Here is a 24747-nt window from a genome sequence, read left to right on the forward strand (position 1 = left end):
GGCGGCGCACAGCTTTTTTGCCTCCGGCGGGCAGGGAAATGATTTCCCTGCACCCTCAACATTGGCGTTGCGGCCCATCTCCAGCCGCGTGCGTGTGATCAGATTCGATTGCCTGCGGCGCTACGAAGCCCTCTCCCCCTGTAAGGGGGAGAGTTGGAGAGGGGGTGTCACCGCCGGGCCTGATCCACCGCCTTCAAAACGCGCTTCAAGCCACCCGAACCTGCGTCCCACGCGTCAGCACCCGGTCCCCCGGCAGAATCACATCAATCTCCAGATCCGGCAGCGCCTCCAGCTCCGCATACAGCGGCGCGAAATCGGTGTTCAGCGTCACGTCCAGCAGATGCTCGAAACTGGGGATCGCGAAATAGACCTGCTGATAATCGTCGATCCGATACTGCGTGCGCAGCACCCGCTTCAGATCGAAGCCCAGCCGGTTGGGGCTTGGATCGTCCAGCGCGAAGCGGCTTTCCCCGAACGAAGAGACGATCCCCGCGCCGCAGATGCGCAGCCCCTCGTCGGTTTCGATCAGCCCGAATTCCACCGTATACCAGTACAGCCGCGCCAGCTTGTGCAGCGCGCCATAGTGCATGGAACGCAGGCCCCCTTCGCCATAGGCCTGCATATAATCGGCGAACACGGGGTTCGCGAGCAGTGGCACATGGCCGAACACATCGTGGAACACATCGGGTTCCTGCAGATAATCAATCTGCTCGGGCGTGCGCAGGAAATTGCCCGCCACGAAACGACGGTTGGCCAGATGCTCGAAAAACACGTCTTCCGGCACCAGCCCCGGCACTGCCACCACCTGCCAGCCCGTCAGCCGCTCCAGCTTTTCCGACAGGCGACGGAAATCGGGAATTCCGCCCGCTCCAAGGTCCAGCCGGGACAGCCCGTCCATGAAGGCCGGGTGGGCGCGGCCGGGCAGCAGCGCCGTCTGGCGGGCATAGAGCCTGTCCCACAAGGCGTGCTCCGCCTTGCTATAGGCCTCCCAGCCTTGCGATATGGTCCAGTCCGAAGCCGCTCCCTCGGGCGGCGCAGTCAGTACATGTGTCATGCCGCACAGGATAGCAGTTATCCGCGCGGGCGACTACGCTCAGGCGCATGATTCGTTTGCCCATTGTTGCAGCCCTGCTGCTCGCCGCCACACCCCTTGCCGCGCAGCAGACGGAGGCTCCGCCTGCCGAAGCGTCCGCCGCGCAACCCGCCGCCGAAGCGCCGCCCCCGGCAAAGGTCTGGAAGACGGAACGGGTGAAGCTGCAAACGGCGGAAGGCCCCATCGTCATCGAGCTGGATACGGAACGCGCGCCGATCACTTCCGCCAATTTCCTGAAATATGTGGATCAGAAACGCTTCGACGGAATCACCTTCTATCGCGCGCTCACCTTCCCCGGCCGCCCCGATCTGGGGCTGATTCAGGGCGGCCAGCGCGATCAGAAGAAGCTGCTCCCACCCATCGCCCATGAACCCACCAGCAAGACCGGCCTTTCCAACCGCGACGGGGCGATCGCCATGGCACGCGGCGCGCCGGGCAGCGCGCAATCCGATTTCTTCATCATCATGGGTGATCTCTCCACGCTGGACGCCAGCCCGAAAGACCCCGGCTTCGCCGTGTTCGGCCGCGTGGTGGAGGGGATGGATACGGTGAAGAAAATCCTCGCCGCGCCGGTGTCGGCGACGGAAGGGGTGGGGGCGATGAAGGGGCAGATGATCGCCAAGCCTGTGCCCGTCACCACGGCCCGCCGCGTTCCGAAGTGACACCGGCCGACCCGGGCGCCGCCTGGGACGGGGAGACGCTGACCTCTGCGCGCTTCGGCGACGTCTATGCCTCCCGCGCGGGGGCACTGGCGCAGAGCCGGGCGGTGTTTCTCGCCGGTTGCGGCCTGCCGGAGCGCTGGCAGGGGCGGCGGCGCTTCACCGTTGGCGAGCTGGGCTTCGGCACCGGGCTGAACATGCTGGCGGTGCTGGACGCATGGGCGATCAGCCGTCCGGCAGATTCGACGTTGCACCTGTTCTCGGTGGAGGGCTTTCCGCTGGCGAAGGCCGATGCCGCCCGCGCGCTGGCGGCCTTCCCGGAGCTGGCCGACCTTGCCGCGCAACTGCTGGCGCGATGGCCGGATGGCGCGCGCGGGCTGCATCGGATCGACTTTCCGGCGCTGGGCGCAACGCTTGATCTGCTGATCGACGATGTCGCTGCGGCGCTCAGCGGTTGGCAGGGCCGGGCGGACGCATGGTTTCTGGATGGCTTCTCGCCCGCGAAAAACCCGGACATGTGGTCGGCGGAGGTGCTGGCACTGGTCGGGGAACGCACCGCGCCGGGCGGGCGGGCCGCGACATGGTCTGTCGCCGGGTTCGTCCGCCGGGGGCTGGCGGCCGCCGGTTTCACGGTGGAGCGGCTGCCCGGCTTCACCGGCAAGCGGGAGCGGCTGGCGGCGCACCGCCCCGGCGAACCCACCGATCCGCCGCTGCCCAAGGTGGCGATCATCGGCGCAGGAATCGCGGGCGCATCGCTGGCGCTGGCGCTGCGCGATCTGGGGATCGAACCGACGATCTTCGCCGACGGTCCTATGGCCTCCGGCAACCCGGCGGCGCTCGTCTCCCCCCGGCTCGCAGCGGGCAGCGAGGCGGGCTCTGCGCTGCACGCGCTGGCTTTCCGCCGCGCGGTGGAGCGGATCAACCGCACCGCGCCGGACGCCATCCTCGCGCGCGGGGCGCAGCGGCTGCTGAAGCCCTCGGAACTGGCTCGCGCGGATGCCACCCTCGACTCCGGCCTGTTCCCGCCCGCCGGTCTCACGCGCAGCGGCGAGGCGCTGGCGCTTCGCGACGCACTGGTGGTCTCACCCGAACGGCTGCGCGCGGCGTGGCTGGGGCCGGTTCGCCCGCTTGCCGTGGATAACATCGCCCGCGTCGGCGACGGCTGGCAGGTGCAAGGTGAAGGCCCGTTTGATGCCGTGGTGATCGCCGCCGGGTTCGGCAGCGCGGCGCTCTCCGGCCTGCCGCTGCGCCCCATTCGCGGGCAGGTGACGACCGCGACCGTTCCGCTGCAAGGCCCGCCCACCAGCTGGGGCGGTTATATAGTCCCGACCGACGACGGCCTGCTGTTTGGCGCAACCCACGGCCGGGGCGATGCCGACCCGTCCGTCCGCGCGGAGGATCAGCAGCACAATCTCGAAACCCTCGCCCGCGTGAAGCCGGAGCTTGCCGCCGCGCTGGCGTCGCAAAAGCTGGGCGCAATCGCTGGCGTGCGCGCCGCCGCCGGGGATCATCAACCCATCGCGGGCACGCTGGGCGACGGGCTTTACATGCTGGGCGCGTTCGGCGGGCGCGGCTTCGCGCTCGCCCCGCTGCTGGCCGAACATGTGGCGGCGGAGATCGCGGGCACGCCTTCTCCGCTCACCCCCGCGATGGCGCGGCTGCTGGACCCGTCCCGCTTCGCGCCCAAGGGGGATTCCGCAGCTTTTCCGCCAGCCAGTCCATCAGCAGCCTGACCCGCAACGGGCGCAACGGGCTGGGCGGGGTGATCATGTACAGCCCCATCGGAGGCGGCCGCCAGTCGCATAGCAGCGCCTCAAGCCGCCCGTCCGCCAGCAGATCGGCCACCAGAAAATCCGGCTGCAAGGCGATCCCCGCGCCCGCCAGACAGGCCGGGTTCAACGCCCCGCCGCTGTTCGCCGTCAGCGGGCCGGACACCGTCACGCTATACTCCGCGCCTTCCGGCCCGGCGAAGCGCCATACGTCTGGCGGCGTCACATTGCTGTAGATCAGGCACAGATGCTTCGCGAGATCGGCCGGGTGCAGCGGCCGACCATGCGCCTGAAGATAGGCCGGGCTGGCCACAGGCATCCGCTCCACCGCGCACAGTCGCCGGGCGATCAGGCTGGAATCCGCCAGCTGGCCGATGCGCAGCACGATATCATGGCCCGACGCCACGATGTCGATTCGCGCGTCATCAAGGCTGAGATCGATGGAGACTTGCGGGTGCCGCGCCAGAAAGTCCGGCAGCAGCGGGGCGATATGGGCGCGGCCGAACTCCAACGGCGCGGCCAGCCGGATCGGCCCGGCGGGCAGGGTGGTCGCCTCGCCCAGCCGCTCCTCCATGCGTTGTGCCGAGAGCACCAGCGCCTGCGCCTCCCCCAGCGCCTCCTGCCCCAGCGCGGAGAGAGACAGCCGCCGCGAGGTGCGGTGGAACAGCGCCGCGCCCAGCCGCTCTTCCAGCCGCGCCACCGCGCGGGAGACGGTGGGGACAGAGAGGTTCCGCGTCCGCGCCGCGCCCGCGAAGCTGCCCGCTTCCGCCACGGCGACGAACAGATCCCACGCCTCGAAATCGGGAACATGCATTTTCTGAAATGATTCCTTTCGATCCTTCCACTTTTCTAACTCATCAAGGCCGCTAAATGAAGGGGCGTTCAATCGCTCCGGCCTTGGATGCCGAAGCGAGGAGGAGATCGACCGATGATCGAAGTCCGCAAGTTCGAAACGCTGGGTGCCGCCAACCATGGCTGGCTGGATGCGCACCATCACTTCAGCTTCGCCAATTATTACGAGCCTGCCCGCATGGGCTGGGGGGCGATCCGGGTGTGGAACGATGACATCATCGCCCCGCAATCCGGCTTCCCGCCGCACCCGCACAAGGACATGGAAATCATCACCTATGTGAGGAAGGGCGCGATCACCCATGAAGACAGCATGGGCAATCGCGGCCGCACCGAAGCCGGCGACGTGCAGGTGATGAGCGCGGGCACCGGCGTGCGCCACGCGGAATATAATCTGGAAGACGAGGAAACCCGCATCTTCCAGATCTGGATCATGCCGGAAACGGTGGGCGCAAAGCCCGCATGGGGCGCACGGCCTTTCCCGAAGGGCGATCGCTCCGGCAGCTTCGTGCCGCTGGCCAGCGGGCTGGGTGACACCGGCGCGCTGCCGATCCAGACCCCGGCGAAAGTGCTGGGGGCCACGCTGAAGGCGGGCAGCAGCACGGATTACCGGTTCGAACCGGGCCGTGTCGGCTATCTCGTCGGCGCGGAAGGCAAGTTCCGCGTGAATGGCACGGAGGTGAACGCCCGCGACGGCGTGGCCATCCGCGATGTCGAAACCCTCACCATCGAGGCGCTGGAGGACAGCGAGCTTGTCCTTGTCGACGCCCTGAAGTGATCAGCCGAGGCCCCGCCCACCCCGGGCGGGGCCTCCTTTTTTCGTTGCAGTTGAAGGAGCAGTGAAATGACCAAGGTTCTCGTTCTCTATTATTCGTCCTACGGCCACCTCGAAGCCATGGCGGAAGCCGTGGCCGAAGGCGCGCGTTCCACCGGTGCCGAAGCGATTGTGAAGCGCGTGCCGGAACTGGTGCCGGATGACGTCGCCAAGGCCAGCCATTTCAAGACCGACCAGAAGGCTCCGATCGCCACCGTCGAGGAATTGGCGGACTATGACGCCATCATCGTCGGCGCGCCCACCCGCTTCGGCCGGGTGGCTTCGCAAATGGCGAACTTCTGGGATCAGACGGGCGGCCTCTGGTTCCAGGGCAAGCTGATCGGCAAGGTCGGCGCGGCCTTCACCTCCACCGCGACCCAGCATGGCGGGCAGGAGACCACGCTATTCTCCATCCTCACCACGCTGATGCACCATGGGCTGGTGATCACCGGCCTGCCCTACAGCTTCCCCGGCCAGATGCGGAATGATGAAATCACCGGCGGCTCACCCTATGGCGCCACCACCATCGCCAACGGAGACGGCAGCCGCCTGCCCAGCCAGAACGAGCTGGACGGCGCGAAGTTCCTTGGCAAGCATGCCGCGGAAGTGGCTGCCAAGCTGAAGGCCTGAAGCTGATTGCGGCCGCGGGGAGCATGCCCCCGCGGCCGGATTGCAACCATCCCCCGGCCATGGCAGGATTCCCGCCGTGGACGGGGCTTTCAGATCCTTGGGGAGCGGGCGGAAGGCCGTGGCGCATCCCGAACGCGCCATCCCGCTGGCTTTCCTGATCGGCATCGGCATCGGCACGCTGCTGCTGGCCATGCCCATCGCCCGGGCGGGCGGCCTTTCCGGCGAAGGCGGCGCGCCGCCGCTGGTCGCGCTGTTCACGGCCACCTCGGCCTTCTGCGTCACCGGTCTCACCATCGTCGATACCCCCACCTACTGGTCACCGTTCGGCCATGTCGTGCTGCTGCTGCTGGCGCAGATCGGCGGCATCGGCATCATGACGGGGGCGACTTTGATCGGCCTGCTCGTCACGCGCCAGCTGCGGCTGAAAAGCCAGCTGATGGCGCAGAGCGAGATGAAGCGGCTGGATCTGGGCGATATCCGCAACGTGCTGAAGCTGGTGCTGCGCGTGACGCTGGTCACCGAGGCCATCCTCGCCATCTGGCTGGCGCTGCGCTTCTGGCACTATGGCCTGCCCCTGGGGGAGGCGCTATGGCACGGCCTGTTCCATTCGGTGATGGCCTATGTGAACGCGGGCTTCTCCACCCTGCCCGGCGGCCTCGCCGCGCACCGGGCGGATTGGCTGCTGGCCATCCCGCTGATGATCGGTGTGATCATGGGCGGGGTCGGCTTCCCCGTTCTGCTGGAACTGCACCGCGAATGGCGCAAGCCCGCAGGCTGGTCCATCCACACCAAGCTCACCCTCTGGGGCAGCCTCGGCCTCACCCTCATCGGCATGGCCGCCGTGCTGCTGTTCGAATGGGGGAACCCTGCCACGCTGGGCGGCGCGGGCCTCTCGGAAAAGCTGCTGGGCGGGCTGTTCCATTCGGTGATGACCCGCTCCGGGGGCTTCAGCCTGCACGATCCGGGGGCGATGGGGCCGGATACGCTGCTGATCTCGTCTGGCCTGATGCTGATCGGCGGCGGCAGTGCCTCCACCGCAGGCGGCATCCGCATCACCACCTTCCTGCTGCTGGGCTTCGTCGTGCTCAGCGAAATTCGCGGCGACAAGGATTCCGTCGCCTTCCGCCGCCGCATCTGCCCCGATGTGCAGCGGCAGGCCGTTGCCGTCGCGCTCACCGCCGTGGGCGTCGTCTCGCTGGCGCTGCTGGTGCTGGCCAGCTTCGTAAAGGCCCCGGTGGAACGCATCATGTTCGAAGTGATTTCCGCCTTCGCCACCGCAGGCCTCTCCACCGGCCTCACCGCACAAATGCCGCCCGCCGGGCAGATGATCATCATCCTCGTCATGTATGTCGGCCGCGTCGGCATCATCTCGCTGGCGGCGATCCTCGCGGTGCCGTCGCGCTATTCCCCCATCCGCTATCCAGAGGAGAAACCGATTGTCGGCTGAAAAGGCGAAACCGGCTCCGCCCGTCATGGTGATCGGCCTCGGCCGCTTCGGCTCCGCCGTTGCCCGTTCGCTCACACGCGTGGGCCATGAAGTGCTCGGCGTCGATCAGGACATGGCCGTGGTGCAGTCGCTCTCCGAAGAACTCACCCATGTGGTGCAGGCCGATACCACCAACCCCATTGCGCTGAAAAAACTGGGCGCCGGAGATATGGAGCACGCCGTCGTTGGCATCGGATCGGATATCGAAGCCAGCGTGCTGACAGTGGTGGCGCTGGCAGACGCGGGCTGCCGCGACATCTGGGCCAAGGCCGTGAACGCCAACCACGGCCGTATCCTCGAACGGGTGGGGGCCACCCACGTGGTGTTCCCCGAAGCCGAAATGGGCGAACGTGTCGCCCATATGGTGACGGGAAAGATGATCGACTTCATCCAGTTCGACGATGATTTCGCCATCGTGAAAACCCGCGTCCCCCGCTTCATGGCCGGCAAAACCCTGCTGCAAACCGACGTCCGCAAAGCCCATGGCGTGACGATCGTCGGCGTGAAACGCCCCCGCGAACCCTTCATCCACGCCATCCCGGATACCGTCGTCTATCTGTCGGACCTGCTCATCGTCTCCGGCGCTACTGACGCTGTGGAGCGGTTTGCGGCGCTGACGTGATGGGGCGTGGGGCTGGGTTTTGCGCGCCGCGCGGCCAAGGGCTCTGCCCTTGGAACCCGGCAGGGAAATGATTTCCCTGCACCCTCAAAATTCACGTCGCGCCCGAACTTCCACGTCGTGGATGTGATGAGATTCGATTGCCTGCGGCGCTACACGGCTCTCTCTCCCCGTTGGGGAGAGAGTTGGAGAGAGGGGAGCGACGCCGGGCCAAACCCGCCAACCTCCCCACACCCACAACCGTCACCCCGGACTTGATCCGGGGTCCAGCTGGTCTTCGGCGACGTGTGGAGAGGTGGGCGGGAAACTCCCCAAAGCGCCGCAGGCAATGAACTCCAACCTCGCGCCCAGCGGATGGCCCCCACCCCAACCCCTCCCCTGAAGGAGGAGGGGCTAAAAACTCCGGGGGTGCAGGGGCGTCACGCCCCTGCCGGGGTGAAGGGGTGGAACCCCTTCAAAACACCCCCAACCAGCTCAACCGTTGCCGATCCCCAGCCCCAGATCCTCAACGCTCTCAGCCGCATAGGCTTCGGCCGCAAACGCCCAGTTCAGATGCTTGGCCGTCACTGCGTCCAGATAGGCTTTGCGGGCGCGTTGATGGTCCAGATAATAGGCGTGTTCCCACACATCCAGCACCAGCACCGGCTTCAGATCCTCGTCGATCACCGGGGTCTGCGCGTCGTGGCCGCCCAGCAGCTCCAGCTTGCCGTCGTCAGACACCAGCCACACCCAGCCGCTGGCGAAATGGTCCACGCCCTTGTCGACGATGGCCTTCTTCAGCGCTTCCACGGAACCGAAGTCGCGCTCGATGGCGGCCAGCAGTTCGCCCGTGGGTTCGCCGCCGTCCGCGCTCAGGCTTTTCCAATAGAAGCTGTGGTTGAAGTGCTGCGCGGCGTGCACGAAAATGTCCCCGGCGGAGACTTGTTCAGAGACATCTTCCGGGTCCACGTCGGCGGTTTCGCGGATGATTTCCAGCAGGCTGGTTTCGGTGAAGTCATGCTCGTCGGCCAGCGCGTTCAGCTTGTCCACATAGGCCTTGTGGTGGCCGGCGTGGTGCTGGGCGAAGGTGTCGGCCGAAATGGCGGGGGCCAGCGCGGTCGGTTCGAACGGCAGCGGCGGAAGGCTGAACTTGGCGGGCATGTTGGATCTCCAATCGTTGAGTGAACTGGTTTAGCCGCCGAAGGTTTCGGCAGCATGGACGAACCGGCGAAAAACGCGCGGTTAGTGGGTGAAAAATGCCATCGCGTCAGGCGGCTTCTCGCGCCGCCTTCGGCAGCGGGTCGGTGGCGGCGATCAGCCAGTCGCGCGCCGGGCCGTCCAGTTGCGGCTCCAGCGCGGCGCGGACCCGGGCGTGGTAACTGTCCAGCCAGTCGATCTCGGCGGCCGTCAGCAGCGCGGGCTCGATCAGCCGCTGATCAATGGGGGCCAGCGTGATGGTTTCGAATGCCAGCATCGGCTGCTCGTCGCCGGGGCGGCTGTCCTCCGTCACGATCACCAGATTTTCGATGCGGATGCCATATTCGCCCGCCTTGTAGAAGCCGGGTTCGTTGGAGAGCACCATGCCCGGCAGCAGCACTTCGTCCACGCCGGGCGCGCCGACGGCTGCCGCGATGCGCTGCGGGCCTTCGTGCACGCCCAGAAAATGCCCCACGCCATGGCCGGTGCCATGGGCGTAATCCAGCCCTGCGGACCAGAGGAACTGCCGGGCGAGAATGTCCAGCTGCCCACCACGCGTGCCGCGCGGGAAACGCGCCATGGCCAGCGCGATATGCCCCTTCAGCACGCGGGTATAGCGATCCTTCATTTCCGCCGTCGGCGTGCCCAGCGCCACCGTGCGGGTAATGTCGGTGGTGCCGTCGGGATATTGCCCGCCCGAATCGATCAGGTAGATCGCCTCGCCCGCGAACGCCCGCTTGCTTTCGGGTTCAGAGCGGTAATGCGGCAGCGCCGCGTTCGGCCCCACGGCGGAGATGCTGTCAAACGAGAGGTCTTTCAGCAGGTTGGATTCGCGGCGGAAGGCTTCCAGACGGTCGGACGCGTCGATTTCGTCCACCGGCGGCTTCGCGTCCACGGAATGCAGGAATTTGCTGATCGCCGCCCCGTCGCGCACATGGGCGGCGCGCATGCCGTCCAGCTCCACCGGGTTCTTGGCGGATTTGGGCAAAGTGGTGGGGTCGCGCGCTTCGATGAGGCTGGCCCTGCCACGCCCCAGCGCCTCATAAATCGCCGCGACAGACGATGAAGGGTCCAGCAGCACCTTGCCCTCCAGCGCTTCCAGCGCCGGGCCGAAGGCCTCGTAAGGCTGCACTGCCACGTCCGGCCCCAGATGCGCCTGCACTTCGGCGGAGATCTTCGCGGGCGCGGTGAACAAGGTGGCGCTGCCATCGTCGCGGACGATGGCGAAGGCGCGCACCACCGGCGTGCGAGAAATATCATGCCCGCGAATGTTGAAGGCCCATGCGATGGAATCGAGCGCGGACAGGATCACCGCGCCCGCGCCCGCCTTTTTCGCTTCGGCGGCAATCGCCGCGCGCTTGTCGGCGGAGCTGCGGCCGGTGAATTCCGCGCCCAATATCTCGGCCGGGGTCAGCGGCGGCTCGGGCCGATCCGCCCACACGGCATCCACCGGGTTGGACTTCACGGCGACCAGCGAAATCCCCTTGCGTGCCAGTTGGCTTTCCGCGCCGCGCAGGAAGGCGCGCGTGGTCAGCCACGGATCATAGCCGATGCGCGCACCGGCGGGCGCGGTTTCCGCCAGCCAGCCCGCCACCGGCTCCGACGGGACGGAGCGATATTGGTAGAGCCCGCCATCCACCTGCGAGCGGACCTGAATGGTATAGCGCCCGTCCACGAAGATCGCCGCCGCATCCGCCAGCACCACGGCCGTGCCCGCGCTGCCCTGAAAGCCCGTCAGCCAGCCCAGCCGCTGCGCATAGCCGCCGACATATTCGGACATATGCTCGTCCGTCAGCGGCACGATGAAGCCATCCAGCCCCTCTGCCTTCAGGGTCTGGCGAAGGGCGGCGAGTCGGTCTGCGTGGCTGGTCATCCGGCGGATATAGGGAAGCCCGCCGGAACCGGCCAGCCTTCTGCGACGAGTGCCAGCGCCTGAAACAGCCGCCCCATTGCGCCCGGCGCGGTCAGCCGCACATGCGCCGCCTCGATTTCCGCGCGCCGCTCAAGGCTGGCCAGCCGCTTCAGCGCCTCGGCGCGATCTGCCAGCCCCAATGATTCGAGGAACATGCCCTGCGCTTCCGGCCCGAACACCTGCGCATTCGGGCGGGCCGCGCGCGCAATGGCGGCGAAATCCACATGCGCGGACACATCGGCTTCGCCCAGCGTCTGCAACGGATCGGCATAGTGCCCGCCCTTCAACGCCTGCAGCGTGTCGCCCGTGGCAGGCCCCGCATAACCATAATCGATGAACAGCGCCGCGCCGCCCTGCGCCGCCAGCCTGCGGGCGACGGCGGCGGCCACCTGTTCCGCACCGAAATTGCGCTCATGCACCTGCCCCACCGGCGCATCGCGAATCTCGGCGGGCAGGAAGGCCAGATTGGCCCCCACCGAGCGATCCCAGCGCGGCCCGGCCGAGCCGATCTCCACCCGGCGCATCACCCAGCCGTCTTCGACGCGCTCGAACTGGGTGAGGGGAAGCGCATCCAGAAACTCGTTCGCCACCAGTAGCAGCGGCCGGTCATCCGGCAGGGTGGAGAGATCGTCATGCCATGTGGCATCCGGCACCACCTTGGCTTGCAGCGCGCGCAAGCGGGGGCTTTTCTCCACGAATTGCACGCTGAGTGCCGCGCGCAGCCCCGGCGCGGCCTTGGCGATGGCGCGCAGGGCATCCGCCATCAGCGTGCCGCGCCCCGGCCCCAGCTCGGCCAGCGCAACCGGCGCGGGTGATCCGGCGCGCTGCCACAGATCGGCCAGCCACAGGCCGATCAGTTCGCCGAACATCTGGCTGATTTCCGGGGCCGTCACGAAATCGCCCGCCACCCCGAAGGGCTCGCGCGTGGCGTAATAATGATCCGCCGCCAGCGCCATCACGCGCGCCAGCGGCAGCGGCCCCTCGCGCCGCAGCAGCGCCTCGATGTCGGCAATCATAGCTGGGCTGTTTCGCGCCGGTTCAGCGTTGCCAGCAGCCACAGCCCGAACAGGATCATCGGCAGCGAGAGCAGCTGCCCCATCGTCATCCCCATCGCGAGCACGCCCAATTGCGCATCCGGCTCCCGGAAGAATTCGATCGCGAAGCGCGACAGGCCATAGCCGGTGATGAAAATCCCCCCCAGCAGCCCCGGCTTCAGCCGCGCCCGCGTGCCCCAGAACAACAGGTTCAGCAGGATCAGCAGCATCGCCCCTTCCAGCGCCGCCTCATACAGCTGGCTGGGGTGGCGCGGTTCCGGCCCGGCATCGGGGAAGATGATGCCCCATGTGCCGTCTGTCGGGCGGCCCCACAATTCGCCGTTCACGAAATTGGCGAAGCGCCCCAGCAGCAGCCCGATGGGGGCCACAACCGCCACATAATCGAGGATGCGGAGCGCCGACAGCCCCTGCGAGCGGGCATAGAGCACGATGGCAAGGATCACCCCGGTGAGGCCGCCGTGGAAGCTCATCCCGCCTTCCCACAGTTTGAATACATCCAGCGGATTTTCGATATATTGCCGTGGGTTATAGAAGATCACATAGGCCAGCCGCCCGCCCAGGATCACGCCCAGCGTGCACCATGTGACGAGATCGTCCACATGCTTCGCCGTCATCGGCGAGCCGGGCCGCCGCACCATGCGCAGCAGCAGCCACCAGCCGGCGATGATGCCGAGGATATAGGCAAGGCTATACCATCTGAGCGCGAGCGGCCCGATCTGCAAAGCCACGGGATCAAGGCCAAGGCTGGCCCATTCGACAGGTGTCTGGAAAAATTCCATGCCGCGCTTCATATCGGCTGTATGGGACAAGCGCGAGAGCGCTTTTGGGAGAGTGTGAGAGAATGGACGAAACTGCGGAACTCGCGGCCTTCCGCGCGGAAACCCGTGCATGGCTTGAAGCGAACTGCCCGGACGAGATGCGCTCCCCCGGCGCGGGCGACGATGATATGTGCTGGGGTGGCCGCAAATGGACCTTCAAAAGCGAGGCGCAGAAGCAGTGGCTGGAGCGCATGGCAGCGAAGGGCTGGACGGTACCCGAATGGCCACAGGAATATGGCGGCGGCGGGCTTTCGAAGGATGAAGCCAAGATTCTGGCGCAGGAAATGCGCCGCATCCGCGCCCGCTCGCCGCTTTCCAGCTTCGGCATCTGGATGCTTGGCCCGGCGCTGCTGAAATATGGCAATGAGGCGCAGAAGAAGGAACATCTGCCGAAGATCGCGCGCGGCGAAATCCGCTGGTGCCAGGGCTATTCCGAGCCGGGCGCAGGCTCTGATCTTGCGTCTTTGCGCACCTCCGCCGTGCTCGATGGCGACGAATTTGTCGTGAACGGCTCGAAAATCTGGACGAGCTATGCCGACAAGGCGGACTGGATCTTCTGCCTCGTCCGCACCGAACCCGATGCGCCCAAGCATCTGGGGATCAGCTTCCTGCTGTTCGATATGGACAGCCCCGGCGTTTCCACCAGCCCGATCAAGCTGATCTCCGGCTATTCGCCCTTCTGCCAGACCTTTTTCGACAATGTGCGTGTGCCTGCCGAAAATCTGATGGGCACGCGCGGCAAGGGCTGGGACATCGCCAAATATCTGCTGACGCATGAGCGCGAGATGATCGGCGACATGGGCTCCCCCGGCGGGGTTTCCATGCGTGACGTCGCCCGGCAGGAAATCGGCACGGACGCCGATGGCCGCCTGAACGATCCGCTGCTGCGCGTGGATGTCGCCCGCTTCGATGTCGATTCCTACGCCTTCGCGCTGACGATGGAGCGGGTGAAGGACGAGGCGAAGGCCGGGCAGGGCACGGGGGCCATGTCCTCGCTGCTGAAATATTATGGCACCGAATTGAACAAGCGGCGGCAGGAACTGCTGATGTCCATCACCGGCAGCGATGGCCTCAGCTGGGAGGGCGAGGGCATTCGCGACGGGGCACTGGCCAAGGACTGGCTGCGCAGCCGCGCCAACAGCATCGAGGGAGGAACATCCGAAGTGCAGCTGAACATCATCGCCAAGCGCGTCCTCCAGCTTCCGGGGGCCTGAGCCATGGCATTGGTTTTGAACGACGAGCAGCGGATGGTGAAAGAGTCCGCAGACGGATTTTTCGCGGAAAACGCCCCCGTGGCGCAGCTGCGCAAGCTGCGCGACGGCGCGGATGCGACGGGCTTCGATCGCGGCCTGTGGGCGAAGATGGCGGAGATGGGCTTCGCGGGCGTCGCCATTCCCGAACAGTTCGGCGGGGCCGGGCTGGGCATGGTGGCGGCGGGCCTCATTCAGGAAGCCATCGGCCGCAACCTCTCGCTTTCGCCCTTCCTCTCGTCCGCGGTGCTGTCCGCCACGGCCATCGGCAAGGGCGGCAGCGAGGAGCAGAAGGCGGCGCTGCTGCCGCAGATCGCGTCCGGCGAACTGATCGTCGCGCTGGCGGCGGATGAAAAGGCGCGGCACCAGCCCGCCACCATTTCCACCCGCGCCGAAGCGTCGGGCAACGGCTTCCGGCTGACGGGCGGCAAGCCCTTCGTGCTGGACGGCCATGTGGCGGACAGGCTGATTGTCGCCGCCCGTACCAGCGGCGCTGAGACAGATACCGCTGGAATCACCCTGTTCCTCGTCGATCCGAAGGCAGCGGGTGTTTCCATCGCGCGCCGGTCCATGGTGGACAGCCGCAACGCCGCCGACATCGGGCTGGACGGTGTTCAGGTGGACGGCGCAGACGTGCTGGGCGAGATCGGCGGCGGCTTCGCCATCCTCGAAGCCGCGCTGGACGCAGGCCGCGCCTGCCTCGCCGCCGAACTGCTGGGCGTTTCCGCGCAGAGCTTCGAGACGACCGTCGATTATCTGAAGCAGCGCGACCAGTTCGGTGTGAAGATCGGCACCTTTCAGGCCTTGCAGCACCGCGCCGCGCATCTGTTCTGCGAAATCGAACTGGCCCGCTCCGTCACGCTGAAGGCGCTGACCGCGCTGGACGAAGGCGACGCCCGCGCACCGCTGTTCGTGGCGCTGGCCAAGGCCAAGACGGGTGATGTCGCCAAGCTGGCCACCAATGAAGCGGTGCAGATGCACGGCGGCATCGGCATGACGGACGAATTCGACATCGGCTTCTATATGAAGCGCGCGCGTGCAGCTGCCGAAACCTTCGGCGACGCCGCCTTTCAGGGCGACCGCGTCGCCCAACTGCTGGATTATTGAGGACAGATCATGGCGCTCACCGAACTGGACAAGGCAATTGACGCGGCCACCGCCGCCATCACCGCGCCCGGCGGCCAGCTCGCCGTCGGCAAGGCGGCAGTGCGCGGCGTGGAATACCCCGCGTTCGAACAGGCCCCGCCTTCGCTGCGGGAATATCTGGCCTTCTTCCTTGCCAGCAACGCCGACAAGGAATTCATCGTCTATCAGGGTGAGCGCTTCACCTTCGCCGATGTGCAGAAACAGGCCGTTCAGGTGGCGGCCGTGCTGCAATCCCGCTTTGGCATCGCCAAGGGGGATCGGGTGGCGATCGCCATGCGCAACTATCCCGAATGGGTCTCCGCCTTCATCGGCGCGATCATGGTGGGGGCAGTCGTGGTGCCGATGAACGCCTGGTGGAAGCCGGAGGAACTGGCCTATGGCCTGACCGATTCCGGCACGCGGCTGGTGTTCGCCGATGAGGAACGGCTGCGCCGCATCCGCGAAATCCCCGACCTTTCCGTCGAAGTGCTCACCGTGCGCACCAGCCATCAGGTGGCGGCGCAACTGGGCGCGACCACGCTGGACGACGCCATCGCCGCCGCCCCGCCTGCCCCATGGTATCTGCCGCCGATCTACCCGGAAGATGATGCCACCATCATGTATACCTCCGGCTCCACCGGCGCGCCCAAGGGGGCGGTTTCCACCCACCGCGCCATCGTATCCGGCTCGATGAACTATCTGGTGCAGGGCCTCGCCATGCTGCAACTGGCGCAGGCCAGCGGCACGGTTCTGCCGCCGCAGCAGGTGATGCTGCTGAACGTGCCGCTGTTCCACATCACCGGCCTTGTGCCGATCCTGCTGGTCTCCATCGCCATCGGCCGCAAGCTGGTGATCATGTATCGCTGGGATGCGGGCGAGGCGCTGCAACTGATCGAGCGGGAAAAGGCCACCTATTTCGTCGGCGTGCCGACCATGAGCCTCGAGCTCATGCAGCACCCGGATCGCGACAAATATGATCTCTCCACCCTGCTGGACATCGCCGCCGGCGGCGCGCCGCGCCCGGCCGAACATGTGGGGCGGCTGGCGGAAGCCTTCCCCGGCAAAACTCCGGCCATCGGCTATGGCCTGACGGAAACCAACGGTGTCGGCGCGGGTAATATCCGCGACAATTACCGGCTGCGCCCCGATTCCACCGGGCGCGCCACCAAGCCGATGGTGGATCTGGCGATCCTCAGCGATGATCTGGAGCTGCTGGGCGCGGGCGAAGTGGGCGAAGTCTGCATCCGCTCCGTCGCCAATGTACGCGGCTATTGGAACAAGCCGGAGGCCACCGCGTCGGCCTTCACGCCGGACGGCTGGTTCCGCACCGGAGACCTCGGCCGCCTCGATGAAGACGGCTACCTCACCATTGTCGACCGCAAGAAAGACATCATCATCCGCGGCGGGGAGAATATCTCGGCCGCTGAAGTGGAAGCCGCCATCTATGGCCACCCTGCTGTCGCCGAAGCCAGCGTGTTCGGCCTGCCGGATGACCGGCTGGGCGAAATCGTCGGCGCTGTCGTCTATCCCAAGGGCGGGGAACCGCTGGAGGGCGAGGCGATCATCCAGTTCCTCGCCCGCGACCTCGCCGCCTTCAAGGTGCCCGCGCGGGTGTGGGTGTCGGAACAGCCGCTGCCGAAGCTCGGCTCGGGCAAGATCGACAAGGTGAGCCTGCGCGCGCACTTCCGCGAGGTGCATCTGGGCCGCGCCGCCGCATGAGCTTCTCCTTAAGGCGGGCGGGCGCGGCCGACGCGCCCGCCGTCTGCGCGCTGTTCCACAAAAGCTTCACCGCGACGTTCGGCCACCTCTATCCGCCACAGGAACTGGCCGGATTTCTGGCTGGCTGCCCGGTGGAGCGTTTCCGCGCGGAATGCACCGATCCGGAGTTCGCCGTGATGCTGGGCGAAGCCGCGGACGGCACCCCGCTCGGCTATTGCACGCTTGGCCCCTATGATCTGCAAGGCCATATCCCGGAACTGCTGGAAGGCCGCCGCTGGTGGGTGCTGCGCCAGCTCTATCTGGACGAACCCGCCAAGGGCAGCGGCCTTGCCGACGCGCTGATGCAATGGGCCGTCTCTGAGGCGCGCGCCCGGCAGGTGCAGGATCTCTACCTCACCGTCTGGATCGAAAATCACCGCGCCCGCCGCTTCTACGAACGGCACGGCTTCCACGAAGTGGGCAAATATCCCTATGTGGTCGGCAACACCGTCGATGATGACCGCATCCTGAGGCTGACGCTTTGATCACCCGCCTGACTGCCCGCACGCTGACCTCCCCGCACGGCTTCCTTGGGCGCACGGGTGGGGTTTCCACCGGCATCTTCGCCAGCCTGAACGTCGGCCTCGGTTCGTCGGACGATCAGGCGCATGTGCGGGAAAATCGCAGCCGCGCGCTGGCTGCCGTGGCACCCGCCGCGCGGCTGGTGACGCTGCATCAGGTCCACAGCGCCCGTGCTGTTGAAGCCGGAAACTGGCTGGACGACGCCCGGCCCGAAGCCGATGGCCTCGCCACCAACCGCCCGGGCCTCGCGCTCGGCATCCTCACCGCCGATTGCGCGCCGCTGCTATTCGAGGACGCCGAAGCCGGCGTGATCGGGGCCTGCCACGCCGGTTGGAAAGGTGCCTTCACCGGCGTGATTGCCGCCACCGTCGATCTGATGGAGCAGTTGGGTGCCAGCCGCCACCGCATCGCCGCCGCCATCGGCCCCTGCATCGGCCGCCGTTCCTACGAAGTCGACACCGCCTTCCGCCAACGCTTCGAAGACGCCGACCCGGACAATGAGCTGTTCTTCACCGACGGCCGCGAAAACCACGCCTTCTTCGATCTGGAAGGCTTCTGCCTGAAACGCCTCGCCGAATCCGGAATCACCCGCGCCGAAGGTCTGGGCGCAGATACCAAATCCGATCCGGACCGCTTCTTCAGCTACCGCCGCAAAACATTGGCGGGCGAGCCGGACTATGGGCGGCAAATCAGCCTGATCGCCCTGCCGGGGTGAGAGGTTGGAGTTCGGCAGGCGCGGTTTTGCCTCCGGCGGGCAGGGAGATGATTTCCCTGCACCCTCGAAATTGGCGTTGCGCTTGAACTCCTGCGACGCGCGAATGATCAGATTCGATTGCCTGCGGCGCTACGGAGGCTCTCTCTCCCCGTTGGGGAGAGAGTTGGAGAGAGGGGAGCAACGCTGGGCCTGACCCACCAACCTCTCCACCCGCTCAGCCTGAGTCCTGAGCTTGTCGAAGGGTCGAAGGCCCGTGAGAAACCCACCAACCTCTCCACACCCACAACCGTCACCCCGGACTTGATCCGGGGTCCAGCTTTCTTGCCCGCAAGGCTGGAGAAGAACAGCTGGATCCCGGATCAAGTCCGGGGTGACGGGTGGAGAGGTGGGTGGGGCAGGCTCCAAAGCGCCGCAGGCAATCAAACCTCCAACCTCGCGCCAAGCGGATGGCCCCCACCCCAACCCCTCCCCTGCAGGGGAGGGGCTAAAAACTAAGGGGGTGCAGGGGCGTCACGCCCCTGCCGGGTTCCGGGCAGAGCCCGGCCGCCGGAGGCCACCCAACCAACCCCAACGAAAAGGGGCTCCGGCCGAAGCCGAAGCCCCCGATTCGCGCGCTTCGGACGAGCTTACTTCGTCGAAGCGTAGAGGTCCCACAGCCCGGCGACTTCGCTCACCGAACCGGCCGGCACGGATTTGAAGGTTGCCCGTGCGGCGGGGCCCTGCCCGCTGCGCACTTGGGCGATGCCCTTGAACAGCGCGGCTTCGCCCGGGTTCGGGCCTTTCTGCGCCGTGGTGAAGGCGGCGATGGCTTGCGGATACTGGCCAGCGCCCAGATAGGCGTTTCCGGCCGCCAGTGCGGTGGCCGGGTTCTTGGCGCCTGCCGGGGCGGCGGCCAGTGCGGCGGCCTGCCGCTTGGCTGCGGCTTCCACCAGCTTGGCGGTCATCGGGTCACCGGCGGGCAGCACGCCCGAGGTGCCGGCTGCCTTCACCGCATCGACGGCCACGCCCGATTGACCGGCCACGATGGCCAGCTTGGCGAATTCCTGCACGTCGGCGGCGGTGGAAAGGTTCCCGGTTTCGCGCATCAGGTGATACACGCCCAGCTTGGCATCGCGGGAGAGCGAGCCGCTCTTCATGTCCACCAGCAGGGCGCGCCAGCGGGCCGGGGTCGGGTCCAGCCGGATCAGCTTCTGGATGGTGGCCAGAGAGCCCTTCTTGTCGCCCATCTTGCTCTGCGCGGCGGCAAGGTTCTGCAGCGCGTTCACATTGTTGGGGTTCTTGTTGACGATGTCCTGATAGATTTTGGCGGCTTCGGCGGGCTTGCCCTGCTGCAGGTAGGATTGGGCGATGATGGTGGTCTGGCCGGACTTGCGGGCAGCAGTGATCGCCTTGTCATACTGGCGGGCCTGATAATAAAGCGGGGCCAGCTGCGAGGCGGGCGCGCCGATGCGCTCCAGCTCGGTGGCGGCCGCGCCATAATTGCCCGCGCGCGTGTACACATAGGCCGCCGTTTGCGAGACCTTGGTGCGTTCGGCGTTGGTGGTGGCGGCCGAACGGGCCTGATTCACATAATTGGTCGCCGCAGCGGTATTCCCGGCCTTGGCGGCGTTCAGCGCCTGTTGCAGCGGCTTGCCCACGGTCGGGGCGATTGCCTGCGCCATCGCAACGCCACCCAGCAGGGGAACGCCGGCCACCGGAACGGCAGCGGCGATGGCAAGAGCGACGAGCGGAAGCCTGGAAACCGGATTCATTGACGACCTTTCTTGTCGGTGGAACAGAAAACGCTCACTCCTATGCCATGCAACGCATGGCGCGTGCCTGAACAGACGGAATGGGGGCCCCCGCTCCCGGTGCAGTGCAGCAATAGGGGAAGGCTCCTGCCAAGAAAAGCTGTCTCTTGCAATCAATCCGCATCACGGGACAGACGGTTTTGACAGCGCGATTGAATGCGCTACTGGCCCGCAAATCACAATTTCAGGCGAGCAGAGCAGGCAAATGACCACAGCCTTCATCTTCCCCGGGCAGGGGAGCCAATCCGTCGGCATGGGCAAGGCCCTGGCCGAGATCAGCCCCGCCGCGCGGGCGATTTTCGAGCAGGTGGACGAGGCGTTGAAGCAGAGCCTCACCCGGCTGATGTTCGAAGGCCCGGAGGATCAACTGACGCTGACGGCAAATGCGCAACCGGCGATCATGGCCTCCAGCCTCGCGGCGCTCGCCGTGCTGGAGGCAGAGGGCGGCATCCGGCTGGCGGAAAAGGCGGGCTTCGTGGCCGGGCACAGCCTTGGCGAATATAGCGCGCTGGCCGCTGCCGGGGCGATCCCGCTGGACGTCACGGCCAAGCTGCTGCGCCGCCGGGGAGAGGCGATGCAGGCGGCGGTGCCGCCCGGCGAAGGGGCGATGGCGGCGATTCTGGGCCTTGGCCTTGAAGATGTGCAGGCGATTGCCGCCGAGGCTGCCGAAGGCGAAGTGTGCACCTCCGCCAACGACAATGCGCCGGGGCAGGTGGTTGTATCCGGCCATAAGGGCGCGGTTGAGCGCGCCATTTTGCTGGCGAAGGCGAAGGGCAGCCGCCACGCGGTGCTGCTGCCGGTTTCCGCGCCGTTCCACTGCCCGTTGATGGCGCCTGCCGCCGAGGCGATGGCGCAAGCGCTGGATCAGGTGGCGATTGCCACGCCGCTGGTGCCGGTGTTCGCCAATGTGACGGCCGCGCCGGTCGCCGATCCGGCCACCATCAAAACCCTGCTGGTGCAGCAGGTGACGGGCACGGTGCGCTGGCGCGAATCGGTGCTGGCCATGCAGGACGCGGGCGTCACCCGGCTGGTGGAATTCGGCGGCAAGGTGCTGGGCCCGATGGTGAAGCGCATCGCGCCGGACATCCAGAATCTGTCGGTGGTGAAGCCCGACGACATCGAAGCCGTGCTGAAGGCGCTTTGAGGGGAGGCTCGGCCCGCAAGGGCCGCAAGCGCGACTGCGCGCCCGAGCCAGTGCGAGGAGGAATCAAGAATGTTTGATTTGAGTGGAAAGACGGCGCTGGTCACAGGCGCGAGCGGCGGAATCGGCGGGGCCATCGCCCGCACGCTGAAGGCGTGCGGCGCGAAGCTGGCGCTGTCCGGCACCCGCGCAGAGGCGCTGCAGGCGCTGGCGGATGAACTGGGCGGCGCGGAGATTCTCCCCTGCAAGCTGGACGTGGCAGAGGAGGTGGAGGCGCTGGTGCCCGCCGCCGTGGACAAGCTGGGCCAGCTGGATATCCTTGTAAACAATGCCGGAATCACCCGCGACGGCCTTGCGATGCGGATGAAGGACGAGGATTGGGCCGCCGTGCTCCGTGTCGATCTGGAGGCGGCGTTCCGCCTGTCGCGCGCGGCGCTGCGGCCGATGATGAAGGCGCGGCACGGGCGGATCATCTCCATCAGCTCTGTGGTCGGCTCCATCGGCAATCCGGGGCAGGCGAACTATGCCGCCGCCAAGGCGGGCCTTGAAGGCATGACGCGCAGCCTCGCCGCCGAAGTCGCCAGCCGGGGCGTCACGGTGAACTGCGTCGCACCGGGCTTTATCGCCTCTGCCATGACGGACGCACTGACAGACGATCAGAAAGCGAAGATGTTCGAGCGGATTCCCGCCGGCCGGTTCGGAGAGGGTTCGGATGTGGCCGCAGCCGTGCTATGGCTGGCCTCTGCCGAGGGGGCTTATGTCACGGGCCAGTCGATTCATGTGAATGGCGGCATGTATATGGGCTGAAGCGCCGCCGCTTGCATGGGAACCGGCAGGCGGCTAGTGCGGAAGCGGCAATCCAACGGGACGCGCCCTTCGTGGGCGGAGGGCCGAATGAAAGGGTTAATGGAATGAGCGACGTCGCCGATCGTGTGAAGAAGATCGTGGTCGAACATCTCGGCGTGGAAGCCGAGAAAGTGACCGATGAGGCGAGCTTCATCGACGACCTGGGCGCGGACAGCCTCGACACTGTCGAGCTTGTGATGGCGTTCGAGGACGAGTTCGGGGTGGAAATTCCCGACGATGCAGCCGAAAAAATTCTGACGGTGAAGGACGCAATCGCCTTCATCGCCGCGAACGGCAAGTAACGCAGTTCAGGGCCGCGCGGTCGCCGCGTGGCCCAGTGACGGCCTCGTGGATCCCGCGAGGCCGTTTCCATATCCAGTCCCCGCCGCTATGGGCGGCCTGAGGGATGGCCCGGCGCAAGGCCGGGCGAGGGAATCAGGAGACAGCAATGCGCCGCGTAGTCGTGACAGGCCTGGGGCTTGTGACCCCGCTGGGCGGAAGTGTCGAGCAGACATGGGAACGGCTGATCGCCGGCCAGTCCGGCGCTGGCCCGATCACCCGCTTCGACGCCAGCGATTATGCCTGCCGCATCGCCTGCGAAGTGAAACCCGCGGATTTCGATCCGAACCTGCGCGTCGATCACAAGATCCAGCGGCAGGTCGATCCCTTCATCGTCTATGGCATCGACGCCGCAGGCCAAGCGCTGGAAGATGCGGGCCTGACGGACATGTCAGAGGAAGAGCGGCTGCGCGCGGGGACGATGATCGGCTCCGGCATCGGTGGCCTTCCGGGCATCGCCGAGGAATCCATCGTGCTGTTCGAACGCGGCCCGCGCCGGGTTTCCCCGCATTTCGTGCATGGGCGGCTGATCAACCTCGTCTCCGGGCAGGTCTCCATCAAATATGGCCTGATGGGGCCGAATCACGCGGTCGTCACGGCTTGTTCCACCGGCGCGCACGCGATTGGAGATGCAGCCCGGCTGATCGCGCTGGACGATGCGGACGTGATGGTGGCCGGTGGCACCGAAGCCACCATCTGCCCCATCGGCATCGCCGGATTCGCGCAGGCGCGTGCCCTTTCCACCGGCTTCAACGACGAACCCACCCGCGCCAGCCGCCCGTGGGACAAGGCCCGCGACGGCTTCGTGATGGGCGAAGGCGCAGGCATCGTCGTGCTGGAGGAATATGAGCATGCGAAGAAGCGCGGCGCGAAAATCTATGGCGAAGTGGTGGGCTATGGCCTGACCGGGGATGCCTATCATGTGACCGCCCCGCACCCGGAAGGCTCGGGCGCGTTCCGCTCCATGCAGATGGCGCTGAAGCGGGCCGGGCTGAACCCGGCCGACATCGATTATGTGAACGCGCACGGCACCTCCACGCCGATGGGCGACGAGCTGGAACTGGGCGCGGTGAAGCGGCTGTTCGGCGACGCCATCGGGCAGGTTTCCATGAGCAGCACCAAATCCGCCATCGGCCATTTGCTCGGCGGCGCGGGCGCGGTGGAAAGCATCTTCACGCTGCTGGCGATGCGTGACCAGATCGTGCCGCCGACGCTGAACCTTGATGATCCGGTGGATGGTGCCGAAGGCGTCGATCTGGTGCCGTGGAAGGCGAAGGAGCGCAAGGTGGACGCGGTCTTGAACAACAGCTTCGGCTTTGGCGGCACCAACGCGACCGTCGTGTTCAAGAAGGCCTGATGACCCAAAACGCCAAGGTCGCGGGCCAGCCGCGCTGGGTTGTGTGGGGGGCGGCGCTGTCGCTGCTCGCCATGCTCACGCTCAGCCTGTGGACGGCGACAATGTGGCGGCGCGCACCCCTGCCCGGGGCAGAGCGGATCGAGGTGGAAATTCCGCGCGGGGCCTCCATCGGGCAGGCGGCGGATCTCCTTGAAAAAGCGGGCGTGATCGACAGTTCGGAGGCCTTCGAACTGCTCGCCCGCACGCTGGGCGACAGCCGCGACATCCAGTTCGGCACCTATGGCTTCTTCGAAGGCGAAGGCTGGGGCTCCATCCTTGAGCGGCTGAAGCGCGGTGACACGCTGATCGTGCGGATTCCCATTCCCGAAGGCCTGCCCTCGATTCAGGTGGCGGAGCGGCTGAACGCGGTGGGTCGGCTGAAGGGGCAGGTGGAGGCCCCGGCCGAAGGCACGGTGCTGCCCGCCACCTATGAAGCCAAGATCGGCGAATCCCGCGCAGACGTGCTGAAGCGCATGCAGGCGGCGATGACCGAGGAGCTGGACCGGCAGTGGGAGCGTCGCTCTGAACACACCGCCGTGAAGTCCAAGGATGAAGCGGTGATTCTGGCCGCCATCGTGGAAAAGGAAACCGGCGACCCGTCCGAACGGCGGCGCATCGCGGGGCTTTACTCCAACCGGCTGAAGCAGGGCATGCGGCTGCAGGCCGACCCGACGGTGATTTACCCGGTGACGAAGGGCAAGCCGCTGCAACGGCGCATCCGCCAGTCCGAACTGCGCGCCGACAATGGCTATAACACCTATGCCCGCGATGGCCTGCCGCAAGGCCCCATCACCAATCCGGGCCGCGAAAGCATCGCCGCCGTGCTCGATCCGGAGGTGCACGACTATGTTTATATGGTCGCAGACGGCACCGGCGGCCACGCCTTCGCCAAGACCTACGAGGAGCATCAGGCCAATGTCGCCAAATGGCGACAAATCCGCCGCGACCGCGGAATCTGACCTGTCCTTGAAGCGATATCACCCAT

General features: G+C 66.6%; 23 protein-coding genes. 16 read left to right on the forward strand and 7 right to left on the reverse strand.

Annotated elements, in window-relative coordinates; translation table 11 throughout:
- Nucleotides 1–205: 205 nt before the first annotated feature.
- A complete protein-coding gene (gene phhA, locus FJQ54_RS13140; protein ID WP_181160160.1) occupies nt 206–1054 on the reverse strand; it encodes a phenylalanine 4-monooxygenase in 849 nt (282 codons plus the stop codon).
- A gap of 47 nt (nt 1055–1101) precedes the next feature.
- On the opposite strand from phhA, the gene FJQ54_RS13145 reads away from it, so the two are divergent.
- Both FJQ54_RS13145 and mnmD read left to right on the forward strand, forming a co-directional pair.
- A complete protein-coding gene (locus FJQ54_RS13145) occupies nt 1102–1755 on the forward strand; it encodes a peptidylprolyl isomerase (protein WP_140928880.1) in 654 nt (217 codons plus the stop codon).
- Nucleotides 1752–3485, forward strand: coding sequence for a tRNA (5-methylaminomethyl-2-thiouridine)(34)-methyltransferase MnmD (gene mnmD, locus FJQ54_RS13150; protein WP_140928881.1), 1734 nt, complete (start codon nt 1752–1754; stop codon nt 3483–3485). Before FJQ54_RS13145 ends, mnmD begins: the two co-directional genes overlap by 4 nt.
- Here the strand turns inward: mnmD and FJQ54_RS13155 are convergent.
- Nucleotides 3391–4335 (reverse strand): LysR family transcriptional regulator, encoded by a 945-nt coding sequence (locus tag FJQ54_RS13155; protein ID WP_140928882.1) that lies wholly within the window; start codon nt 4333–4335, stop codon nt 3391–3393. The genes mnmD and FJQ54_RS13155 overlap by 95 nt on opposite strands.
- Before the next feature lie 114 nt (nt 4336–4449).
- Between FJQ54_RS13155 and FJQ54_RS13160 the strand changes: the two genes are divergently transcribed.
- The 4 genes from FJQ54_RS13160 to FJQ54_RS13175 all read left to right on the forward strand — a co-directional run bounded on the left by FJQ54_RS13160 (nt 4450) and on the right by FJQ54_RS13175 (nt 7922).
- The gene (locus FJQ54_RS13160; protein WP_140928883.1) at nt 4450–5148 is read left to right on the forward strand and encodes a pirin family protein; all 699 of its coding nucleotides are present in this window, start codon (nt 4450–4452) and stop codon (nt 5146–5148) included.
- Between the two features lie 66 nt (nt 5149–5214).
- Nucleotides 5215–5814, forward strand: a complete 600-nt coding sequence (gene wrbA, locus FJQ54_RS13165) for an NAD(P)H:quinone oxidoreductase (protein ID WP_140928884.1) — start codon at nt 5215–5217, stop codon at nt 5812–5814.
- A 118-nt stretch (nt 5815–5932) separates the two neighbouring features.
- Nucleotides 5933–7261 (forward strand): TrkH family potassium uptake protein, encoded by a 1329-nt coding sequence (locus FJQ54_RS13170; protein WP_207790430.1) that lies wholly within the window; start codon nt 5933–5935, stop codon nt 7259–7261.
- A complete protein-coding gene (locus FJQ54_RS13175) occupies nt 7251–7922 on the forward strand; it encodes a potassium channel family protein (protein ID WP_235890454.1) in 672 nt (223 codons plus the stop codon). Before FJQ54_RS13170 ends, FJQ54_RS13175 begins: the two co-directional genes overlap by 11 nt.
- A 471-nt stretch (nt 7923–8393) precedes the next feature.
- Here the strand turns inward: FJQ54_RS13175 and FJQ54_RS13180 are convergent, their stop codons facing one another.
- The 4 genes from FJQ54_RS13180 to lgt all read right to left on the reverse strand — a co-directional run bounded on the left by FJQ54_RS13180 (nt 8394) and on the right by lgt (nt 12841).
- The gene (locus FJQ54_RS13180) at nt 8394–9059 is read right to left on the reverse strand and encodes a superoxide dismutase (RefSeq protein ID WP_140928886.1); all 666 of its coding nucleotides are present in this window, start codon (nt 9057–9059) and stop codon (nt 8394–8396) included.
- 106 nt (nt 9060–9165) lie between these two features.
- The gene (locus FJQ54_RS13185; RefSeq protein ID WP_140928887.1) at nt 9166–10968 is read right to left on the reverse strand and encodes an aminopeptidase P family protein; all 1803 of its coding nucleotides are present in this window, start codon (nt 10966–10968) and stop codon (nt 9166–9168) included.
- Complete coding sequence (locus tag FJQ54_RS13190) at nt 10965–12023, reverse strand: class I SAM-dependent methyltransferase (protein ID WP_140928888.1); 1059 nt, start codon at nt 12021–12023, stop codon at nt 10965–10967. Before FJQ54_RS13190 ends, FJQ54_RS13185 begins: the two co-directional genes overlap by 4 nt.
- The gene (gene lgt, locus FJQ54_RS13195; protein WP_235890455.1) at nt 12020–12841 is read right to left on the reverse strand and encodes a prolipoprotein diacylglyceryl transferase; all 822 of its coding nucleotides are present in this window, start codon (nt 12839–12841) and stop codon (nt 12020–12022) included. Before lgt ends, FJQ54_RS13190 begins: the two co-directional genes overlap by 4 nt.
- A gap of 62 nt (nt 12842–12903) precedes the next feature.
- Between lgt and FJQ54_RS13200 the strand changes: the two genes are divergently transcribed.
- The 5 genes from FJQ54_RS13200 to pgeF are packed head-to-tail and all read left to right on the forward strand — an operon-like array spanning nt 12904 to nt 18250.
- A complete protein-coding gene (locus FJQ54_RS13200; protein WP_140928890.1) occupies nt 12904–14094 on the forward strand; it encodes an acyl-CoA dehydrogenase family protein in 1191 nt (396 codons plus the stop codon).
- Nucleotides 14095–14097: 3 nt separating this feature from the next.
- Nucleotides 14098–15237, forward strand: coding sequence for an acyl-CoA dehydrogenase family protein (locus FJQ54_RS13205; protein WP_140928891.1), 1140 nt, complete (start codon nt 14098–14100; stop codon nt 15235–15237).
- A gap of 9 nt (nt 15238–15246) precedes the next feature.
- Nucleotides 15247–16974, forward strand: coding sequence for a class I adenylate-forming enzyme family protein (locus FJQ54_RS13210; protein ID WP_181160161.1), 1728 nt, complete (start codon nt 15247–15249; stop codon nt 16972–16974).
- Nucleotides 16971–17498 carry a GNAT family N-acetyltransferase gene (locus FJQ54_RS13215; protein ID WP_140928892.1) on the forward strand — a complete coding sequence of 176 codons (528 nt, stop codon included), beginning with the start codon at nt 16971–16973 and terminating at the stop codon, nt 17496–17498. Before FJQ54_RS13210 ends, FJQ54_RS13215 begins: the two co-directional genes overlap by 4 nt.
- Nucleotides 17495–18250, forward strand: a complete 756-nt coding sequence (gene pgeF / locus FJQ54_RS13220) for a peptidoglycan editing factor PgeF (RefSeq protein ID WP_140928893.1) — start codon at nt 17495–17497, stop codon at nt 18248–18250. The genes FJQ54_RS13215 and pgeF overlap by 4 nt, the downstream gene beginning before the upstream one ends.
- Before the next feature lie 626 nt (nt 18251–18876).
- Here pgeF and FJQ54_RS13225 read toward each other — a convergent pair.
- Complete coding sequence (locus FJQ54_RS13225; protein ID WP_181160162.1) at nt 18877–19944, reverse strand: tetratricopeptide repeat protein; 1068 nt, start codon at nt 19942–19944, stop codon at nt 18877–18879.
- 301 nt (nt 19945–20245) lie between these two features.
- On the opposite strand from FJQ54_RS13225, the gene fabD reads away from it, so the two are divergent.
- The 5 genes from fabD (at nt 20246) to mltG (ending at nt 24721) form a co-directional block, all read left to right on the forward strand.
- Nucleotides 20246–21184 carry an ACP S-malonyltransferase gene (gene fabD / locus FJQ54_RS13230; RefSeq protein WP_140928895.1) on the forward strand — a complete coding sequence of 313 codons (939 nt, stop codon included), beginning with the start codon at nt 20246–20248 and terminating at the stop codon, nt 21182–21184.
- Nucleotides 21185–21253: 69 nt separating this feature from the next.
- Nucleotides 21254–21988, forward strand: coding sequence for a 3-oxoacyl-[acyl-carrier-protein] reductase (gene fabG, locus FJQ54_RS13235; protein ID WP_140928896.1), 735 nt, complete (start codon nt 21254–21256; stop codon nt 21986–21988).
- Between the two features lie 104 nt (nt 21989–22092).
- On the forward strand, nt 22093–22329 hold the full coding sequence (locus FJQ54_RS13240; RefSeq protein ID WP_140928897.1) for an acyl carrier protein: 237 nt from the start codon (nt 22093–22095) through the stop codon (nt 22327–22329).
- A 146-nt stretch (nt 22330–22475) separates the two neighbouring features.
- Entirely contained in the window at nt 22476–23723 is a 1248-nt protein-coding gene (fabF, locus tag FJQ54_RS13245) for a beta-ketoacyl-ACP synthase II (RefSeq protein WP_140928898.1), read from the forward strand.
- A complete protein-coding gene (mltG, locus tag FJQ54_RS13250; RefSeq protein ID WP_235890456.1) occupies nt 23723–24721 on the forward strand; it encodes an endolytic transglycosylase MltG in 999 nt (332 codons plus the stop codon). Before fabF ends, mltG begins: the two co-directional genes overlap by 1 nt.
- Nucleotides 24722–24747 lie beyond the last annotated feature (26 nt).

The sequence above is a fragment of the Sandaracinobacter neustonicus genome, assembly GCF_006385875.1.
GTDB classification, from domain to species: Bacteria; Pseudomonadota; Alphaproteobacteria; order Sphingomonadales; family Sphingomonadaceae; genus Sandaracinobacteroides; species Sandaracinobacteroides neustonicus.

Coding starts and splice junctions, on each gene's coding strand:
- phhA (WP_181160160.1), bottom strand. CDS start 1,054: ATGACACATGTACTGACTGCGCCGCCCGAGGGAGCGGCTTCGGACTGG.
- FJQ54_RS13145 (WP_140928880.1), top strand. CDS start 1,102: ATGATTCGTTTGCCCATTGTTGCAGCCCTGCTGCTCGCCGCCACACCC.
- FJQ54_RS13155 (WP_140928882.1), bottom strand. CDS start 4,335: ATGCATGTTCCCGATTTCGAGGCGTGGGATCTGTTCGTCGCCGTGGCG.
- FJQ54_RS13160 (WP_140928883.1), top strand. CDS start 4,450: ATGATCGAAGTCCGCAAGTTCGAAACGCTGGGTGCCGCCAACCATGGC.
- wrbA (WP_140928884.1), top strand. CDS start 5,215: ATGACCAAGGTTCTCGTTCTCTATTATTCGTCCTACGGCCACCTCGAA.
- FJQ54_RS13180 (WP_140928886.1), bottom strand. CDS start 9,059: ATGCCCGCCAAGTTCAGCCTTCCGCCGCTGCCGTTCGAACCGACCGCG.
- FJQ54_RS13185 (WP_140928887.1), bottom strand. CDS start 10,968: ATGACCAGCCACGCAGACCGACTCGCCGCCCTTCGCCAGACCCTGAAG.
- FJQ54_RS13190 (WP_140928888.1), bottom strand. CDS start 12,023: ATGATTGCCGACATCGAGGCGCTGCTGCGGCGCGAGGGGCCGCTGCCG.
- lgt (WP_235890455.1), bottom strand. CDS start 12,841: ATGGAATTTTTCCAGACACCTGTCGAATGGGCCAGCCTTGGCCTTGAT.
- FJQ54_RS13200 (WP_140928890.1), top strand. CDS start 12,904: ATGGACGAAACTGCGGAACTCGCGGCCTTCCGCGCGGAAACCCGTGCA.
- FJQ54_RS13205 (WP_140928891.1), top strand. CDS start 14,098: ATGGCATTGGTTTTGAACGACGAGCAGCGGATGGTGAAAGAGTCCGCA.
- FJQ54_RS13210 (WP_181160161.1), top strand. CDS start 15,247: ATGGCGCTCACCGAACTGGACAAGGCAATTGACGCGGCCACCGCCGCC.
- FJQ54_RS13215 (WP_140928892.1), top strand. CDS start 16,971: ATGAGCTTCTCCTTAAGGCGGGCGGGCGCGGCCGACGCGCCCGCCGTC.
- fabD (WP_140928895.1), top strand. CDS start 20,246: ATGACCACAGCCTTCATCTTCCCCGGGCAGGGGAGCCAATCCGTCGGC.
- fabG (WP_140928896.1), top strand. CDS start 21,254: ATGTTTGATTTGAGTGGAAAGACGGCGCTGGTCACAGGCGCGAGCGGC.
- FJQ54_RS13240 (WP_140928897.1), top strand. CDS start 22,093: ATGAGCGACGTCGCCGATCGTGTGAAGAAGATCGTGGTCGAACATCTC.
- fabF (WP_140928898.1), top strand. CDS start 22,476: ATGCGCCGCGTAGTCGTGACAGGCCTGGGGCTTGTGACCCCGCTGGGC.
- mltG (WP_235890456.1), top strand. CDS start 23,723: ATGACCCAAAACGCCAAGGTCGCGGGCCAGCCGCGCTGGGTTGTGTGG.